Raw genomic sequence first — 16,891 nt, 5'->3', positions numbered from 1 at the left:
TCCGCCACTTACGCCTGCATACCAGTTAATCGTACCACCTGCGCAACCTGTGGCAGTAAGCGTTACCGAGCCTGTGCCACAACGACTGCCGTTTGTTGGTGTAGGTGCTGAGGCCGTAATTACAGTGATAGTAGCCACTGCCGAATTAATGGCCGCACAGTTACCATTTTTAACCACTGCCCGGTATTTGGTTGTTTGCGACAGATTAGAGAAATTGAGCGTAGTAGTTGTATTGGCAATAGTAACAATGTTACTCACAAAGTTATCAGTAGAAGACTCCCATCTCACAATTGAACCCGTGTGTCCGCTGAGGGTTAGTGTACCTGAATTGGCACCTATACATACCGATTGACTTCCGGCAACCGTACCGCCTACACTTGGCGCAGTAATAGTAAAGGTAGTTTTGGTACGGCAGGCTCCTGTAATATTAGACTGAACATAGAAATCAGTTGAACCCGGGGTAGCGGTATTCGGGATACCCGACCCGGCTACACCTACCGGATTGAACACATTGCCTGTGAATATAGAACTTCCACCGGAGGCAGCAGTAAACCAGCTATTGGTTATAGGGAAGACAGCCGAAGTTGCCTGTACGACAAAACTTCCGGTATAGCCATTCGCATAAGGAGTAACTACCAGTACATAGGTAGTTCCGGCTGTGAGGTTATAGGTAACTTTTGAAGCATATTGTAAATCACCACTATCGTCATCACCTTTCAGGAAATTGGTAGCCGGACTACCAGGCGTAAAAGTATTCAGATAAAGCGACATATAGGTATCATAAGGGAACCCTCCTGTAATACTGCCGCCAACCGTTTCAAAGGTTACAGAACCACTGCTTGGTGCTACAAAACTGATAGTTTTATAGAAAACTGCGTTAGCAAACGAACCAACAGGCGTATAAGTAGATACGTTATCTCCGGCAGCTCTATGGTAAGTAGGTCCTCCGGCTACAAATGTTTCTGAAAAATTAACAGTTGAAGTTGCCGAGACAGCCAACCCTTGTCCAGCCGGAACCGTACCATCTTTACAAACCGAATAGGTACCTACCGAAACACCCGGAGAAGGATTTACGGTTACCCATACCTCTTGTTTGATTGGGCATGTAGCTGGGGTTAGTGTAAACTCGTAAACCACAATAATGGGGTTATTGGTTGTATTTATCAGTGCCTCGTTAATAGTTGCTGAACTACCCGAACCGGCCGCATTACTGATTCCGGTAACAGCACGCCTGCTCCAGGCAAAAGTAGTACCCCCAGCCGATGATGTAGCCGTATAAGCTAAAGCAGTACCCGAACACACCGTAACTGTTTTAGCAGAAGTCAGCACTCTGTTGGTAAAAGGAGTAAAATCCTCTGTTACTACCCTATCATTTTTTGAAGCACCTGTAGAGGCATTCATACCCAGACCACGACGGGCGAAGGCTTTCCAGATGGCACATTTATATTTTTTATTGAAATATAATGAGTCAGCTCTTAGAATAGCATTGCGTGCGTCAATAAAACTCGGGCTACAAGCCTGTAAACGCAAACCCTCATTCACTAATTTAAGGGCAGCAATATTACCTACAAAACTCGTAGTATCGTAGATATTATGTACTATCACGTTATCCTGCATAATAATTTCCCAGGTCATATCCCACAACATGGTTGCCCAGATGGAGCCAACACCATGCGGTATGGCATAAGAAGCCATTTTTCCATACGTAACGAGCGGATTCACATGAGCCATGTCATACGAATAATGGTATGGGCGGATACCTCCGCCGCTGGTAGGTTGCCCTAACACATAAGAACCCATTCCTCTTGGAATACTGGCACTGGCAAAATTTGGAGACAATGTTGACCACTTGGTAGTAAGCATCAGGGCCAGATAATCGCTCCAGCCTTCGCCGGCTTGCTCGGCATTTTGCAAACAGTTTACAATAAGTGGCCCGCCTGTCAGACGATTCGACCAGCCATGACCATATTCGTGAGTAATTACCCCATTGTCAAAATCAGAGTCAGGTGTATAGGCAGGGTTCCCTGCATCAGAAAATCTGAACATCTGCATACGGGGGTTCTGTCCATCAGGCGGTGTACCGAAATTGGCATTATTGGTACCCGAGCCATCCTGTGCATCAGCATACACAAAATCACTTCCTAACCCTCCCCTGCTCATATTATTTTCCTGAAAGTTACCGCCAGTTTCATCAAACCCATATACATATAATACATCATGTATCACGTTATTCCAGTAAAACAGGTTCGTAATTGCTGCATTCAGGTTAGCAGCGGCCGTTCCGGTGGCTTGTGTGTAAGTATAATTAAAATCCAATGTCGGCGAAACCGGATTGCTCCCGATAGTCCCTTCGTCGTCATCAGCCAAATCATCTTTAGCCCATACATTATTTCCCTGTGTATTCGTATAATTGGTTGTACCTGTACTATGCCAGCCATTAGTTGCCCCCGGGCCTGTACCTGCAGGCACAAATTTGTTATAAGGACTAACCACAACTGTATGAGGGCCATGATTCGGGCTTTCAAGCGGATAATCAAATACCTTATAACTATTGGCTACCAGAGGCTGATGAATGTCTATATTTTCTCTTGCCTGACCCGATGGTTCATGGACGACACCTGGCCCATGCTCATGACCGACACCGGGCCCGTGCACATGGCCTGGCACTCCGAAATCGCAATGGATAATCATATCCTTGGTATCTATAATATCACCCGTTAGTGCGTCTACCTGTACACTCCAGCTATGCTTTGAGTCTTTGGTATATATCTGTACATTCCACACTAAATTTACTTTGGTTATACCTACCTGCCCTGCCAGCGTATCATAAGGGAACCAGTATAATTTGGCAACGATATTCTCTCTCGATAAATCGGCATTGGTATAAACTCCCTTTTCGATTTGTCCGTTCGGTAGTCGGTTGATGCTTACTTCCTGCGTATTAGCCGCATTACCGGGCAATTTCAGGCTGGTAGCCGCTTTACTGATGGCATCAAGCGGGCTCAACGGAATCAAGGTAATTACAGGCACTTTAGAAGCAATATCAGCCACAAAATTGTTGGCCACGTTATCTACACTTTCTTTCACAAGTGTGGTATTCAGAATACCATTATATACTTCTATGGATTGGTGTGTCTGAACAAAATAGGCATGATACCAGCCTGTACTTTTCGACAGATAAGCGCTCGAAACTTCCATATCACTGATGTCTTTGTCAGTTAAATGATATTTAGCTGCGTTAGCTTGCAGATAGGTCTTTATTTTCTCTACTTCTTTCTGCGCATATCCTCCTGTTGATATAGCAAGTGCCACTAAAACCAGATAATATCTTTTAAATATCCGGCTATAAGATTGTAAAAGTTTTAACATAGAAATAGTTTTAAGTGAATAAAAAAATACAGCGTTTCTTTTTTTAAGTGAAAAATCAGTAAACCAGAGAGGTAGTTGCGAAATCACGTAACTATTTCATCTGACAAAAATTATAAGTGCGGAAAGCGGACAATAAATTTACAGAGAATTATTAATTGTATGGAGGATTATCTATAAGATAAGAGGGTATGATAAGGCAATTTGTCGAGTTTAGTTTAAGGTATTTCATAGCGTATATACAGGTACGTAAAAATCGTATCTATTTTACGGCAAAAACCAAAAAAAAGCAACAAAAATTTACTAAACGGTCATTTTTTTAAGCAACATTTACACACGCTGTTCATTAAATAGTCAGAAAAGTTTTATTCTTAGTTAAACTCTAATCCAAAATTTAAAGAGATAAAACTGATTTGTTTGCTTGTATAGGCACCAATCATGATAAAGTAAAACCTCCCTTCACCACTCAAAAACCTCCGTTCTTCAATATTGACTATCAGGCAATTAATCGCACACCTATTTTTATCTTGTAAAAAAACTGACTGATTATGAAAGCTGTTATTTGTACACAATATGGTCCACCGGAAGTACTTCATTTAACCCAACTACCCAAGCCTGTTCCCAAAGCAGATGAGGTTCTGATAAAAATTCATGCAACCACCGTAACCGTTGCCGATTTCAGAATCAGAAGTTTTACTATTCCCAAAGGCTTCTGGTTGCCTGCCCGGCTGTCGTTAGGCATTTTTCGGCCTCGCAATCCGGTTTTAGGGGTGGAACTGGCCGGAGTAGTAGAAGCCACCGGAAAGGAAGTCAGCAAATTGAAAGTTGGCGATGCCGTTTTTGCAGAAGCACTTAACGGCATGGGTGCCTATGCGGAATACAAATGTCTGCCCGAAAAAGTAGTAGCCCCCAAACCTGCAAACCTCAGTTTTGGCGAAGCCGCTACCCTGTCCATTGGTGCCCGCACGGCGCTTCACTATCTCAGAAAAATCAAAGACATAAAAGACAAGAAATTACTGATATATGGCGCTTCGGGTAGTGTAGGCACCTATGCCGTGCAGTTAGCTAAATTGTTTGGAGCCGAAGTTACAGGCGTGTGTAGCACAGCTAATCTTAATCTGGTTAAATCATTAGGAGCCGATCGGGTACTTGATTATACTATCGGAGATTTTACCAACCAATTAGATACGTACGATGTCATACTGGTTGCCGTAGATAAATGGCCTTTTAAAGAATGTATCAGGTTTGTAAAAGACGACGGTATATACATGAACGTAACCGCACCGCTTAAAAGTTTTGCCATGTTAGGCGAGGCTTTCAAAAGCAAGAAGAAAATCATCATTGGCGAAAATGTACCTGTTTCAGTAGAAGATTTCAACTATCTGAAAGAACTCGCAGAGGCAGGTCAGCTAAAACCTGTCATCGACCGCACCTATACTCTCGATGAAATTGTAGAAGCCCATCGGTATGTAGATAAAGGGCATAAAAAAGGCAATGTAGTGATAAACGTAGTCGGCTGATTTGTCCTGAACACCCCTATAGTTTGTCGTTTTTGCACAGCATTTGCTACCGGATTTTGTAGTTACTTTGTCATAAAAAACAGCAACTATGGAAAATCAGCCGATAAGTTTTAAAACAGCATTATTATTAGCCGGAAAAACAGCTACGGGCGTAGAGGTTCCGGCTGAGGTGGTAGAACAATTAAACAATGGCAAACGTCCGCCCGTAAAAGTTACCATCAATGGCTATACTTACCCAAGCACAGTAGCCGTGATGAATGGTGTTTTTATGCTGCCCGTGAGTGCCGAGGTAAGAGAAAAATCAGGCGTAAGCAGTGGCGAAATAATAGAAGTAAGTGTAGTGCTTGATACCCAGCCACGTATCATAGAAGTTCCGGCCGATTTTCAAAGTGCCTTAGATAAGAGCGAGGCGGCTAAACAATACTTTGAGACTTTATCTAATAGTAACAAAAAATACTTTATAGGCTCCATAGAACAGGCAAAAACCGCAGAAACCCGTAACAGAAGAATAGAAAAAGCCATTACTGATCTTGAACAGCAGAAGAAGATTTGAATGGGTTTAGCTGCCGGTGGGTGGTAAATTATTGAGGGTAAATTAGGTTTCAAGAAATAAAGGTTCTTTAAAATTATATTGTTTTTTTTCGTAGAGACGCACGGTTCGCCGCGCAATTGCATGCGTCTCTACTAAAGAATATTTTCTTGAACCTTAATTACCTACCTGATAACCCCTCTCGTTTTTTTTCAACAAAAAAGTACCGCTTAATATATTTCTCTTGCCTATATTCTTACTTTTCCGGTTCTTTGCAAGAAATGGTATAACTGTTGTACTAAAAACTGCTCTTCTGCGCTATTTGCATGCCTGTATGCCACTTGAATTGTAAATAAATGTATTACTAAAAAACAAAAACAAATCGGTTATGAGAAAAATCTCCGTATTCCTTTTGATGCTGACCATTGCCTGTACTAAAAAAGATGAACCAATGGTTATTTCAGACCCTGTTATTGAACTGAAATATGACGGCAAAAACCAGTACACCCTGAAACAAGGAGCAGAAACGATTGATAATTCACTTATTCAATGGAAAAGCAGTGATGCACAGATTGGTACTATTGACCAAAAAGGACTTTTTAAAGGCCGTAAAGTAGGCAAAACCGAAGTAACTGCCTATACAGACAAAGGTTCAGTAAAAGCCTCTGTTGAAATTGTGCCGTATTTTAGTACGTTTACCGAACCGTCAGTAGATTTTGGACAGACTAAACAAAGCATAAAGGCCAAAGAAAAAAGAAAATTACTATCGGAGACAGAAAATACCCTATTATATGAAGGAGAAAACAGCAAAGTAGAATTTGTTTTATATAGTTTCGAGAATAATAAAATGACAGTCTGTGGCCCTGTGTTCGTTACTTCGTCAACCATTGTAAAAGAAGTAGGTACTTTCTTGTTAGAGCGTTATCCATTAGCGGGCAGTGTAGATGGTAATGTTATCTTTCTGCATGACAGCAAAACTTATGGTATCTTTCTTACAGTAATTGATGACTACGGCCTGGCCGCTATTTATACCGCCTATGATGCTACTAAAAAGAGAACCAATGGCAAAGAAAATTCTTTCGACAGTTTTATAAATACTTATAAGGCAATAAAATCAAAAGCATTGTAATGCCTGTTGGGCAAAATAGATTTTAACAGAGAGCTTTAAATAAAACAACCCCGGTATAGCCGGGGTTTGTTGTTTATAGGGTACGTTCGGTATCAGGTGCTTGAACTAACATCAATTTTCAATTGTTTTCCTTGGAAATAATAGAAAAAACTATTAAAATTTGCAGTCAATTTCCATGGGTACATGGATTGATTTATTTATTGTAATACTATTTGGAAAATCGTGTGGCTCTGTCGCACGATTTTTTTTATTTACGATAAATAACTCCACTTGGTTTTATAAACTATGTTTAGCAGAACATATTCCCTGCAATATGAGCCTGCTCCGTCCTTTTATTTGCATATTTTATACTCGGCATAAGTATCTTTTTTCCACAAATACTCTCCGCCCGATTGTTTGGTTAAATTACCTGTAGCTGTTTCAACATTGGCTACACAGATGGTAACAGCCTTGTTATTCTGACTATGAAAAAACCTTAATTCAGGATTTTTACTTACATTAATTTCCAGAAGCCAGTTATTGTAACAAAACAGATTTTTAAGTTTTTTGCTGTCGCTAAAAGTTACATTCATCACTTTATTTTCCGAAAAATCAAGATTAACCAACTCGGGCGTATGATCAATCCAGAATTGGGTTAGTTGATTTCTCTGGCATTTTACGTCTGCTATTTTCTTATAATTGCTGAGTGACAGCACCTGTAGCTGGTTATTATAACATTCAAGGCTTTCTAAATTCTGGGCATTCAGCTCCAGATAAGCCAGTTTATTGTTGTAACAATTCAATATTCTGAGCTGTTCTTTAAAAACAACGATAAGCCCGGTCAACTGATTATCCGAGCAATCTAATATCTCTATTTCATCGCACTCATGTACATTAAGACTGGTTAACTGGTTATTGTAGCACAATAAAAAAGATAAGTTTCTTGCCTTATCTGCATCTAAGGTTTTTAGTTGATTCCCGTTGCACGACAAAGACACTAACTGAGGATTATTCAGTTCAAGTTTTGTAAGCTGATTGTTATCGCAGTTAAATGTTCTCAATACCGAAAGCTTAGTTATTTCTACGGCAGTCAGTTTATTCAAACGACAATCTATCAGATACAGGTCAGGTTTATTGCTGAAATCGACATTGCTTAACAAATTGTTACCACAAAGAAGCTCCTGCAAAGCGGTATTCTGACTAATGTCGAGCATACTGATTTTATTATTACTACAGTTCAGACGCTCTAATTTTTTAGTATTAGATACATTCAGACTGCCGATTACATTCGAGTTACACTCAAGCCTGATTAATAAAGGGTTCTTACTGGCATCTAATGCCATAATTTGATTATACGCACAGTCAAGGGTTTCAAGGGCTGTATGCTTACTTATATCCAACTCGCTGATGCCCGTTTGCCAGCATTCCAATGACTTTAATAAAGTATTATTGCTGAGGTTCAGGGTTTTCAGGGTATTGCCGGCACAATTCAGGTTTTCTAAACTTTTAAAGGCTTCAATCCCTTGCAGACTTTTAATGCCTTTCTGGCTTACATTGAGTTCTTTTACCTGTTCTACTTTAGATTTCAATACAAATCCATCCTGCACATCATCGACACTCATTGCAATAAGCACCTTTTCAAAATTGGCATCAGGTATAGCTACCGAAGGAGCAATAGCCTCACTGCTGAAAGTTACCACAGTTCTGGCTCCATTGGCGTCTTTAGCCACCACACTCCCCTGAACGGCAGTCTGTGGAAATGAGTAATTCAATACATAAGTGGTATCAGTCAGCCCTTTGGCAAGCGTATCTTTCTGAACCACAGCATAGGTTACAGCATCACCATCGGGGTCGGTGGCAAGTGTCCATTGCAGTTGCCACGCACTGCCATCGTTTTTGGGAGTAGCAGTAACCGTAAAACTGCCCGGTGGCTGATTAAGCTTTGGATTTTCTTTAGATTTGCAGGCATTCAGCAGTAGAAGCCCTGTCAGTAGGTAGCAGAGGTATTTCATAATCAAGTAAGCCATCTCCTCTCCTATGGCTTTAGTCACGGCAGCAGAGGGAGCGTATATTGTGTTTTGGTTAAAGCTGCAAAATTGTGAATAAAACCTAACACAGCCTACTTATCGATGCACAATTTTGCAGAAATTTCATTTATATGGTAATCGCTATACATCACATCCAAAAGTAACCTGAAAACCATTCAGGTCTTTAAATACTATTTCTTTTTTACCAAAAAAGGTACCGGGATTTATATCAATTATTTCGGCCTTAGCTTTGATAGGCTCTATTAAAGCATCAATAGAATCTACAATAATACATAAGCCTGCATACTTTGCAGTACTGGCATCTTCAGTACCATCAGGATACAACATAAATTGTGCTCCCTCCCAGTCAAGTAATGCCCAGTCTAATGCACAGCCTGGTTCGGCATTTGTACCCAAGCATTTAAAACCCAGTTCAGTATACCAGTTGAGTGTTTTTTCTACATCAGATACTCGCAGAAAAGAAAGACAAGTAGCCATAGTGAAACGTGTTTTAGATTAAATTGACCGATTGATTATGTTTCACAAATTAAATTTTCCTAAAATTTCGCATTGTTTTTCGTAGAGACGCAATGCTTTGCGTCTTCACAGGTCTTTAAATACCTTAAATCGGTCTAATAGTTTTATCCGTAAATAGCATTTATTGGGATTGCAAAGGCCACTGAAGACGCAAGCATTGCGTCTCTACGAAAAAAAACAATAAAATTTTGAGAACGATTATTTCTTAAATCCCAATCATTCGCAAGACAAACAACCTATAAATATACAAATTAATCAACAAAAAAGCCTCTTATAAAAGAGGCTTGCAAAAATATCAGCTATGCTATGTGCTTATTCTCCAACAGGCTCAGGCGTAGCAGGAGAACCTGCCACCGGAAAGGCAACCGTACAGGCACGTCCGCCAAAATTAATCACAAATGCCGCCGTTCCGGCACTATTGGGTGTACCTGCCACTGCATAAGTAACCATGCCTGAACCCACTGCCAATGTACCCGGTACTAAAATGGCTGATAGGCCTGTTACCCCTGTAGAAGACACGCCATTGTCAGACGTATAACTACTACCGTCTCCACCAGTATAAGGGACTGTAAATACTCCATTATAGGTAACACCTGCCGTAGCCAGACCAGAGAATACTGCACTCGGACAAGTTAAATCTGAAATGGTAACAGGTTCAACCGAAACTTCCTTTTCTTTGTCGCAAGCCTGCAATCCCAGCAAAGCAATCAGGCTTAATCCTATGAGTTTTATCGTTTTCATGACTATTAAAATTTTATATTGTATGGATAATTATCTTCTACTATAAAAATAATATGCCATGCGTATTTTTCGGGTTTTTATGCCCCATCATTCAAGCTCTATTGCATTCTTTCCCGCATATATGGGTTTATTCGCTCCCAAAGTATCATTCAGGGCAATTTAAAATGAGTCCCTGCTACATTCTCCTTTGCCCGTTCTAAGAATTTGACCTAATTTTGAGGGATTATTAGTATCATTAGATATAAAGCATTGGGTTCGTTTAAAGGTTATAGTAAATATAGAGATTTCGGGTAGAAAATCGTCGTTCCCATTAAATAAAAAAATCAAAATCACTTGATATTTAATCAGAAAATTGCGCTTAATTGCATGATTTACTACCCATTTTTATACCTCTTTCGCATGGCTATGATAGAAAAAGTATTCAGCGTAAATGGCAACAAAATCGCCTCACTATTGGTCGGAGAAGAGGCGCTTATGTTTTCAAGTCAGACTTTTGATACGGTAGCGAAATTTCAGGAAGCCTGGGAAAAGAAATTATCATTGGCAACCAAGCTTGAAATAAAATACAGCCACATAAAGTCTGTAAAAAAAGAAGACAATGAAGGAAGTATCCGGATTAATTATAGTGGACTCACGGGTTTTCTGGGCGATTGTGAGTTCTCATTTCCCAATTCAAATGACTATGCCCAATTCTTTACCTATTTAGAACGAGAGAAATATTTCACGAGGCACTATGGCACCTTAACCTCATTTAAGGCCGTCAGAAATTATCTCATTGGCTTGGTAGCTTCTATCGCTATAACCATCATTTTTTATTACGAAGCCATTGATATAGCCAATGGCACTGCCAGAGAACCTTCATCAGGTAAAGCCAGACTTTTCAATCTGATTCTTGAGTTTATTGGCCCAATAGGTGTTCTGATTACTGGCGGATTAATCTCCTGCTACTTGGTATATATCACCTGGAAAAGATTCGCCACCCCACCCAATGAGGTTAAGTTTTTACCGCCTCGTTAATTTTACAGGTTCTTTCCCCTACTTAAACCCTTTCAGATACGTATCGAGGAAATATTTGATATTTGTAGCGAAAATAAAGTTCTGAGGGTCAAAAGAAGCATACCCTCTTCTGATACCCAGCGCATCTTCTTCAGTAAGCCAGCCTGCTTTGGTGAGTTCGTCCACGTATTCCTCATTAATTTCACTAAGCCCATACTGCACCACAGACACAATTTCGTTGTTGGTATTGAAAATCGGGGTACCCGAAAAACCAATTTTAGAGGGCCCGTATATCACCAACTGGTAAGATTCTTTTACATTATTAAAAAACTGTGGGAAAAGATAAATCAGTGTATCATTCCTCAATTTGCCGGATACATTATCAAAGGCTATTGTATTCAGTCGGGTATATTTGGGCAGATTGGCCTCTGTATTAAAACTATTGGCTTTTACCGGAATCACACGCTTGAGTTTCAGCACAATAAAATCGGTTTCCAACCTGCCTTCTTTAAATACGTGCTTCGAGAAATCGTATTGCTGAGGTGTATATTTGTAGAGTAAATCTATATCAATCGAATCGGCTTTTAAGGCTTTTTTGTCGTCAATCCTGAAATTATAATAGGCAACTACCCGTTTAGGCTTTTTGGTGAATCCTGCGGGGCGATAAATGCTGTAGGTAGTAGCCAGGTATTTGCTATTGACAATAAATCCGCCACCAAAAACTGCATATTCCTTCCCTTTATCGTCAACCACGACCGACTTCACCCTTATCAGGTTTTTCAGCATTAACGGGTTAATTTGTGCAACGAGGGTAAAAGACAGCAGTAAAAATCCTGACAACAAAAAAACAAATCTCTTCATAAAATTATAAGTAAATAGCCTATGTGGATGTAACTCTTTTATAACCACAGTCAAAATTAATTGTTCGGCCTAAAACTATGAAAATTTTCAGGTTTTATTTTGGATAAAACTGATTTTTGAGCAAACGGCTGATTTGATTTAGTTGTTTGTTTAAAAGTCGAGGCTATTTTACCAGTATCTGAAACAGTCGTGGAATATGCTAAAAAAAGGATAAAAATCTTTTATATTCAGGGTATAGACTTTAACTTTGGTAAAAACATAAAATTAAAATGACTTCTCAAAAGTTTTATGACGAAGTAGCAGATTTTATTGCAAGCATGAATCCAGCCAGAATACTGGAACTAAAAGCACCAAAAGAGGCACAGGAACGCTTACAGTTTTTAATCAAACAGGAAAAGGAATCGGGTATAACTTGTGACCAAAAAGATGAGCTTGACCATTACCTTGTATTAGAACGTCTCATCAGGCTTTCAAAAGCTCACGCACGTCAACGTCTTTCTCAAAATATATAGTATATAGATAATTTACCCCCCTCCCATGAAAATCACCTGGACATTCTACCCCAAAAACCAGCCTTCCATCTGTCTGGAGCTTATTTATGAGTATCGGTTAGATGCCCTGAAATTAGATTGTGGTGGTGTGATTGACAGAAATAGAAATATCGCCATTGTTGACTGGAAAACCTTTTCGATTTTCAACAAAGGCGAAAACAACGAGAAAAAAGCCGCCTTCGCCAGATTAGCCGACGCCTCAGACTTTACCCATGCCGGAGTTGATAAAGATTTGTTTTTAGCCATCAACAACTAAAGTACTATCGCCACAAAATATACAACTACACAAGGCTCATTTCTCTACTCCCTTTTTCTCCAGAAGAAAACCCCAAGCGCAAGCAACCCACCTACACAATAAGCAATAGCTAATGGTAAAACCGAGTGTGTCAGCAAACTATCAATGACAGAGCCACCAAAGGCTCCTACCACCAGATAAGATGTACCATAAATAGACGCCGCCATTCCTGCCTTATCGCCCATGGGTTCGAGCGCCAGCGAACTGCTATCGGGCTCAAGAGCAATATTGACACTCTGTAATAACCCAATAATGGTAAATAATACAAACAAATGAACAGGCTCTGCTGATAGCAGATGTAAAGCAAGCAACACAACAGCGAGAGAAACGTATACACACAATAGTAAGCGCAAAGTGCGCCACGCCCCCAGCCAACGCACCATGCGTGCATTGATAAAAGTAAAGATGCTCATACAAAAACCAATAGCACCAAAAATATAAATAAACAAATGGGGTTGATGGTAAAGCGTGCCTACAATGCGCTCTGAACTGCTCACATACGAACTGAAAGCGGCAAAGAGAATGGTTGAAATAGATGTATAACGGATAAAGGTTTGATTACTGAATACCTGACGGAAAGACTGAAAAACAGAAAATAGTTTTGTATCTGAACGGCTATTGGCCGGAGCCGACTCCTGTAAGCGTAACGACCATATAAAAACGATAAGCGCAAAAAACGCCGGAGTCAGAAATACTACCTGCCAGCTACTGACTGACAATATAGCTGCACCTAATAAAGGTGCTACCACCGGAACAATGAGAAAAATAGTAAAAATCAACGACATGGCACGTGCCATTTCATTACCTACAAACCTGTCTCGGACACAGGCCAATACCCCCACAAACATAGCCGAAGACCCCATGCCCATTACCAACCGTGCCATCAGTAGCCAGAACATGTCAGGCACTAAAACAGTCGCAATACAACCACTCAGATAGAGCAAAAAGCCTGTTCTTATCACAGGTATACGCCCATATTTATCGGCCATTGGGCCAAAAATCAGTTGAAAGAATTGACCGAAAAAGAAAAAGGTTACAAGCCTTGCCGTAGCAGTTGACTCTGCGCCTAACCTGAAGTGCTGCCTGACGGCATCAAAAGTGGGTAGCATTATATCGATAGCCAGTGCGGTGAGCAGTTCGATACAGGCCATCATGACAATAAATTCGGTACGACCGATGTTTTTTCTAATAGTGGGTGTGGGTGGGCTTACTTCTATGGGCTGCATGTATCCGGTTAGTTTTTACCTGACAAATTTACAAAGTTACGGGCAGTGATTAGTGGGGCAAAAACGCCAGAAAACGGGTTAAACAGGACATTTATTGCCTGCTGAAATAGTAAAAGATACTCTCGCCGCCTTTCATTGTCAACCATTCTTCCAAAATAGTATCAAACTGCACCACCGAGCCGTTACTTTTATCGAAAACCGCATGTAAGGTATGCGCTTTTTTAGGCTGAAATTCTTCCATTTGTTCTTCCAGGCTTTTCCGCATGCCATCTCCTTTTTCTAAGCCTAATTTATCCCACATAGCTCTTGAACTTTCTACAAAAACTTTTTTATACTCTGCTTCCGATATCTTTGCGAGCCTATCCACTTCAACAGTATTGGCAAAAGTACTGGCTGCCTTACCACTGATGATTTTAGGGACTTTGCTGGTTTTTCCTGCCTCCAACACATTGGTCAGCACCTCAACCGTATCTTTTCTGTAACTGGTTTCCGCTGGGAGTAGTGAGAAAGCCGGAAAGAAATTCTGTATTTCGGGGGTAAAAACCTCGATATAATCTTCTTCATCACCTGCCAGTTCCAGCATCGATTTGAGGTTATCCAAACAAACGGTGCTACGCAGCTTCTTACTTTGTTCGGCATAAAACGCCAGCATTTTCTTTTTCAGGTCTGCCTTGCCAATCCTGTTCTGTAATACCCCCTTCTCGTTAAGGCTTAACAATAGTGGAGTTTTCAGCAAAAACTGTTTGAAAACCGTTGCACATTCGTCCTCTAATGTATCTGTTTCAAAAGTATTATAAGACAGGTATTTCCATTCTACTACATAACCCGGTTTACTTTCAGGATTCACCGTTACCACTTTTACCTGAAAACTCATGCGGGCATACTTGTCGCCACCCATCATGCCACCTAAATTTCGTTTTTTGAGGTCATAAGTCCAGGTGTCTCCTGTTTTCCATCGAATCGGAATCTCAATTTTTTGAGCATAGCCAGCAAATGAAATAAGAAGACTAATAATCGAAGCGAATATTAAAAGAGTTTTTTTCATGAATGTAGTTAAAGCAATAAATAGGCTGCAAGATAAGCCTAATAGTTGAATGACCCATGAAAAAGTGAAGTGTGTCAGGTCTGATTCATGGCCAATATTACCTACTAGCAAAATACAAATTGTGAAACATAGAGTACCCTTGTGTACATTGTGGCATAAAACAAACAATGATTTACCACCGTGTACACAAGGTTATACAATTAACCAGAATATAATAACTGACCATTCCATACTCAGGGATTAGTATTTTTATACGTAACAATATCAATGCCGATACCGTTGGGGTCTTCAATGGCAAAGTGTCTGTCTCCCCAGGGCTCATCACGTAAGGCTATTTTAATAGGTACTTCTTTCTTTTTTAATGTTTCATACACCGAGTCAACGTCGTCCACTTCAATTGTCAGATACATCCCTTGCCCCTGAAAAGGCCGGTGAAAGAGCGGTTGCTGACTTGGGTGATTGGGTAATAAAAAACTGATTTCAGCTTCCTGCCCCGGCGTGTGCATCAACAGATAAAATTCGTTTTCAAAGGTTATACCAAAACCTAAATTGTTGGCATAAAAAGCCTTGGTTTCGGCCAGTTTCTGCGTAATAATTCCTGCGTTAAGTTTCATTTTTTTCTGCGTTTTGTGTGTATCATTCTGTGAACAGCCCTGAGTTAATAAACTCAGTACCATCAGGATATTTATCAGATATTTCATACGTAAGACTGATTGATTGACCCTACAAAGTTCGGGGTATCAGCCTTGCCAACCTTGTAAAAATCGGACATAATCAACGTCCAAAAGCTCTGGACGGAGACACACCGTAGAAATTTCGGAATTCTTTAATGAAGTGTGCCTGGTCGTAGTATCCGGCATCAAAAAACAGTTTGTTTTTACGCAGACTCTGAGAAGAAGGTTTTGCCCGCAGAATGTTCTGAAACCTGACTACTTTGGCAAAAGTCTTGGCAGTATCGCCAATATAAAAGGTAAACAATCGCCTTAATTGTCGTGGACTTATCCCTGTGTCAAGGTCGGTTTCTACATTGAGTACACCCGAATTTTGTAGAATAATACCGATGGCATTATACAGTCGGTTATCATTGTCAAACCTTGCTTTGGTGAGGGTAGTAATAAAATATTCATCAAATAATGCTTTGATTTGTGCCTGAGCGGGCAAGCCGTTCAATTGATTGGCTATAAAACGGGCGGTCTGCGGTATCACTTCGGCCAATGGTAAATATCGGTTACTCAGTTCGGCCGCATCAATGGCAAACAACTGTGGAAACATGGTTGGCAGAAACCTGACCCCGACATAATGGAACTGATTCCCCAACGGAAACTCGGTGTATTTCTTACAAAAGCCCATCACAAAGGCATCGGCCGGAGTACTCAACTCAAAATAAATATCAATACACCCATCGGCTACCACTCTGTACTGAAACGGTTCTTGTAGCGGTTCCACCGTTTTCAATTCCCAATAGCAATAAATATAGGCCAGCAAACGCTCATCGGGCAGAAATTCCTGATATACTACATTGGCCCCTGCCTGTCTTACCGTAGGTTGTACGGGCATGTATAACTGGCGTAGATTGGGAGTAACAGACATGATAATTAGCGTTAGTTCCGGCTTTAAACTTCGTCTTTTTTCATGGCTTTCACAAAAGTGAGGTATTGACGGATATTGTTTTCTAAGGCAATTGAAAATAGTCTTTAATCGCATCAGGGTTCGCCAAAGAGCTTGTTAAAAGCACTACGCTTATGGCAGGATTATCTTTTGCCCAATTGGTGATTTGAGTTAGTTTGGCTTCTCTTGAATGCATGGCTGTAATTAAAACAAAAAACCCCCTAAATCAAGGGGGTTTTTGCTTTAATTACAATTTATTTTACTTTTTAACTAAAAGTCCGCTAAAATACTCATATATAACTGAATTAAAATTAAATAATTATGAAACCCCGCTGAAATTATTAAAAAAATTTAAAAAATACAAAATGGCAAAGGGCAGGGTGCAGAGGGCATGGAGCATGAGACAGAGAGCATAGAGAAAAGTAAAAATTCTTCTTTCTTTTCTCCAACGTGTTCTCCTATAACCCCTTTATGCTCCATG

The 16,891-nt window shown here is 40.3% G+C and carries 16 protein-coding genes; 6 read left to right on the top strand and 10 right to left on the bottom strand.

Features of this window, described 5'->3' with window-relative positions; genetic code table 11:
* A partial coding sequence (locus EWM59_RS23340) for a M36 family metallopeptidase (RefSeq protein ID WP_130023662.1) occupies window positions 1-3,369 on the bottom strand: 3,369 nt, incomplete at its 3' end.
* Window positions 3,370-3,914: 545 nt separating this feature from the next.
* Here EWM59_RS23340 and EWM59_RS23335 point away from each other — a divergent pair.
* The 3 genes from EWM59_RS23335 (at window position 3,915) to EWM59_RS23325 (ending at window position 6,544) form a co-directional block, all read left to right on the top strand.
* Complete coding sequence (locus EWM59_RS23335; RefSeq protein ID WP_130023661.1) at window positions 3,915-4,886, top strand: NAD(P)-dependent alcohol dehydrogenase; 972 nt, start codon at window positions 3,915-3,917, stop codon at window positions 4,884-4,886.
* Between the two features lie 88 nt (window positions 4,887-4,974).
* Window positions 4,975-5,439 (top strand): YdeI/OmpD-associated family protein, encoded by a 465-nt coding sequence (locus EWM59_RS23330; RefSeq protein WP_207220053.1) that lies wholly within the window; start codon window positions 4,975-4,977, stop codon window positions 5,437-5,439.
* A gap of 364 nt (window positions 5,440-5,803) precedes the next feature.
* The gene (locus EWM59_RS23325; protein WP_130023660.1) at window positions 5,804-6,544 is read left to right on the top strand and encodes an Ig-like domain-containing protein; all 741 of its coding nucleotides are present in this window, start codon (window positions 5,804-5,806) and stop codon (window positions 6,542-6,544) included.
* A gap of 332 nt (window positions 6,545-6,876) precedes the next feature.
* Here the strand turns inward: EWM59_RS23325 and EWM59_RS23320 are convergent, their stop codons facing one another.
* From EWM59_RS23320 to EWM59_RS23310, 3 genes are all read right to left on the bottom strand, one after another.
* Window positions 6,877-8,574 carry a leucine-rich repeat domain-containing protein gene (locus EWM59_RS23320; RefSeq protein ID WP_130023659.1) on the bottom strand — a complete coding sequence of 566 codons (1,698 nt, stop codon included), beginning with the start codon at window positions 8,572-8,574 and terminating at the stop codon, window positions 6,877-6,879.
* Window positions 8,575-8,691: 117 nt separating this feature from the next.
* The gene (locus EWM59_RS23315) at window positions 8,692-9,048 is read right to left on the bottom strand and encodes a VOC family protein (RefSeq protein WP_130023658.1); all 357 of its coding nucleotides are present in this window, start codon (window positions 9,046-9,048) and stop codon (window positions 8,692-8,694) included.
* Between the two features lie 351 nt (window positions 9,049-9,399).
* Window positions 9,400-9,828: a hypothetical protein gene (locus EWM59_RS23310; protein WP_130023657.1), complete on the bottom strand. Its 429-nt coding sequence runs from the start codon at window positions 9,826-9,828 to the stop codon at window positions 9,400-9,402.
* Between the two features lie 399 nt (window positions 9,829-10,227).
* Between EWM59_RS23310 and EWM59_RS23305 the strand changes: the two genes are divergently transcribed.
* Window positions 10,228-10,845, top strand: a complete 618-nt coding sequence (locus tag EWM59_RS23305; protein WP_130023656.1) for a hypothetical protein — start codon at window positions 10,228-10,230, stop codon at window positions 10,843-10,845.
* Window positions 10,846-10,863: 18 nt separating this feature from the next.
* On the opposite strand, the gene EWM59_RS23300 is transcribed toward EWM59_RS23305, so the two are convergent.
* A complete protein-coding gene (locus tag EWM59_RS23300; protein ID WP_130023655.1) occupies window positions 10,864-11,685 on the bottom strand; it encodes a hypothetical protein in 822 nt (273 codons plus the stop codon).
* A gap of 269 nt (window positions 11,686-11,954) precedes the next feature.
* Between EWM59_RS23300 and EWM59_RS23295 the strand changes: the two genes are divergently transcribed.
* The gene (locus EWM59_RS23295) at window positions 11,955-12,197 is read left to right on the top strand and encodes a hypothetical protein (protein WP_130023654.1); all 243 of its coding nucleotides are present in this window, start codon (window positions 11,955-11,957) and stop codon (window positions 12,195-12,197) included.
* A 25-nt stretch (window positions 12,198-12,222) separates the two neighbouring features.
* Window positions 12,223-12,492, top strand: a complete 270-nt coding sequence (locus tag EWM59_RS23290; protein WP_207220052.1) for a hypothetical protein — start codon at window positions 12,223-12,225, stop codon at window positions 12,490-12,492.
* A 44-nt stretch (window positions 12,493-12,536) separates the two neighbouring features.
* Here EWM59_RS23290 and EWM59_RS23285 read toward each other — a convergent pair whose 3' ends face one another.
* The 5 genes from EWM59_RS23285 to EWM59_RS23265 form a co-directional block, all read right to left on the bottom strand.
* Window positions 12,537-13,757, bottom strand: a complete 1,221-nt coding sequence (locus EWM59_RS23285; RefSeq protein WP_130023653.1) for an MFS transporter — start codon at window positions 13,755-13,757, stop codon at window positions 12,537-12,539.
* Window positions 13,758-13,848: 91 nt separating this feature from the next.
* Complete coding sequence (locus EWM59_RS23280; RefSeq protein WP_130023652.1) at window positions 13,849-14,802, bottom strand: hypothetical protein; 954 nt, start codon at window positions 14,800-14,802, stop codon at window positions 13,849-13,851.
* 233 nt (window positions 14,803-15,035) lie between these two features.
* A complete protein-coding gene (locus EWM59_RS23275; RefSeq protein WP_229239421.1) occupies window positions 15,036-15,503 on the bottom strand; it encodes a VOC family protein in 468 nt (155 codons plus the stop codon).
* Window positions 15,504-15,576: 73 nt separating this feature from the next.
* Window positions 15,577-16,392: an AraC family transcriptional regulator gene (locus tag EWM59_RS23270; protein WP_130023651.1), complete on the bottom strand. Its 816-nt coding sequence runs from the start codon at window positions 16,390-16,392 to the stop codon at window positions 15,577-15,579.
* A gap of 82 nt (window positions 16,393-16,474) precedes the next feature.
* Entirely contained in the window at window positions 16,475-16,606 is a 132-nt protein-coding gene (locus EWM59_RS23265; protein ID WP_130023650.1) for an aminoglycoside 6-adenylyltransferase, read from the bottom strand.
* Window positions 16,607-16,891 lie beyond the last annotated feature (285 nt).

The organism is Emticicia agri (assembly GCF_004168285.1).
Taxonomy (GTDB): Bacteria; Bacteroidota; Bacteroidia; order Cytophagales; family Spirosomataceae; genus Emticicia; species Emticicia agri.
Note: the sequence above shows the minus strand (reverse complement) of the source record. Positions and strands in the feature narration are given on the sequence as shown.

Bases quoted from the DNA above. Each gene is read 5' to 3' on its own strand.
- EWM59_RS23265 (WP_130023650.1), bottom strand. From the start codon at position 16,606: ATGCATTCAAGAGAAGCCAAACTAACTCAAATCACCAATTGGGCAAAA.
- EWM59_RS23270 (WP_130023651.1), bottom strand. From the start codon at position 16,392: ATGTCTGTTACTCCCAATCTACGCCAGTTATACATGCCCGTACAACCT.
- EWM59_RS23275 (WP_229239421.1), bottom strand. From the start codon at position 15,503: ATGAAATATCTGATAAATATCCTGATGGTACTGAGTTTATTAACTCAG.
- EWM59_RS23330 (WP_207220053.1), top strand. From the start codon at position 4,975: ATGGAAAATCAGCCGATAAGTTTTAAAACAGCATTATTATTAGCCGGA.
- EWM59_RS23280 (WP_130023652.1), bottom strand. From the start codon at position 14,802: ATGAAAAAAACTCTTTTAATATTCGCTTCGATTATTAGTCTTCTTATT.
- EWM59_RS23315 (WP_130023658.1), bottom strand. From the start codon at position 9,048: ATGGCTACTTGTCTTTCTTTTCTGCGAGTATCTGATGTAGAAAAAACA.
- EWM59_RS23325 (WP_130023660.1), top strand. From the start codon at position 5,804: ATGAGAAAAATCTCCGTATTCCTTTTGATGCTGACCATTGCCTGTACT.
- EWM59_RS23295 (WP_130023654.1), top strand. From the start codon at position 11,955: ATGACTTCTCAAAAGTTTTATGACGAAGTAGCAGATTTTATTGCAAGC.
- EWM59_RS23285 (WP_130023653.1), bottom strand. From the start codon at position 13,757: ATGCAGCCCATAGAAGTAAGCCCACCCACACCCACTATTAGAAAAAAC.
- EWM59_RS23335 (WP_130023661.1), top strand. From the start codon at position 3,915: ATGAAAGCTGTTATTTGTACACAATATGGTCCACCGGAAGTACTTCAT.
- EWM59_RS23310 (WP_130023657.1), bottom strand. From the start codon at position 9,828: ATGAAAACGATAAAACTCATAGGATTAAGCCTGATTGCTTTGCTGGGA.
- EWM59_RS23305 (WP_130023656.1), top strand. From the start codon at position 10,228: ATGGCTATGATAGAAAAAGTATTCAGCGTAAATGGCAACAAAATCGCC.
- EWM59_RS23300 (WP_130023655.1), bottom strand. From the start codon at position 11,685: ATGAAGAGATTTGTTTTTTTGTTGTCAGGATTTTTACTGCTGTCTTTT.
- EWM59_RS23290 (WP_207220052.1), top strand. From the start codon at position 12,223: ATGAAAATCACCTGGACATTCTACCCCAAAAACCAGCCTTCCATCTGT.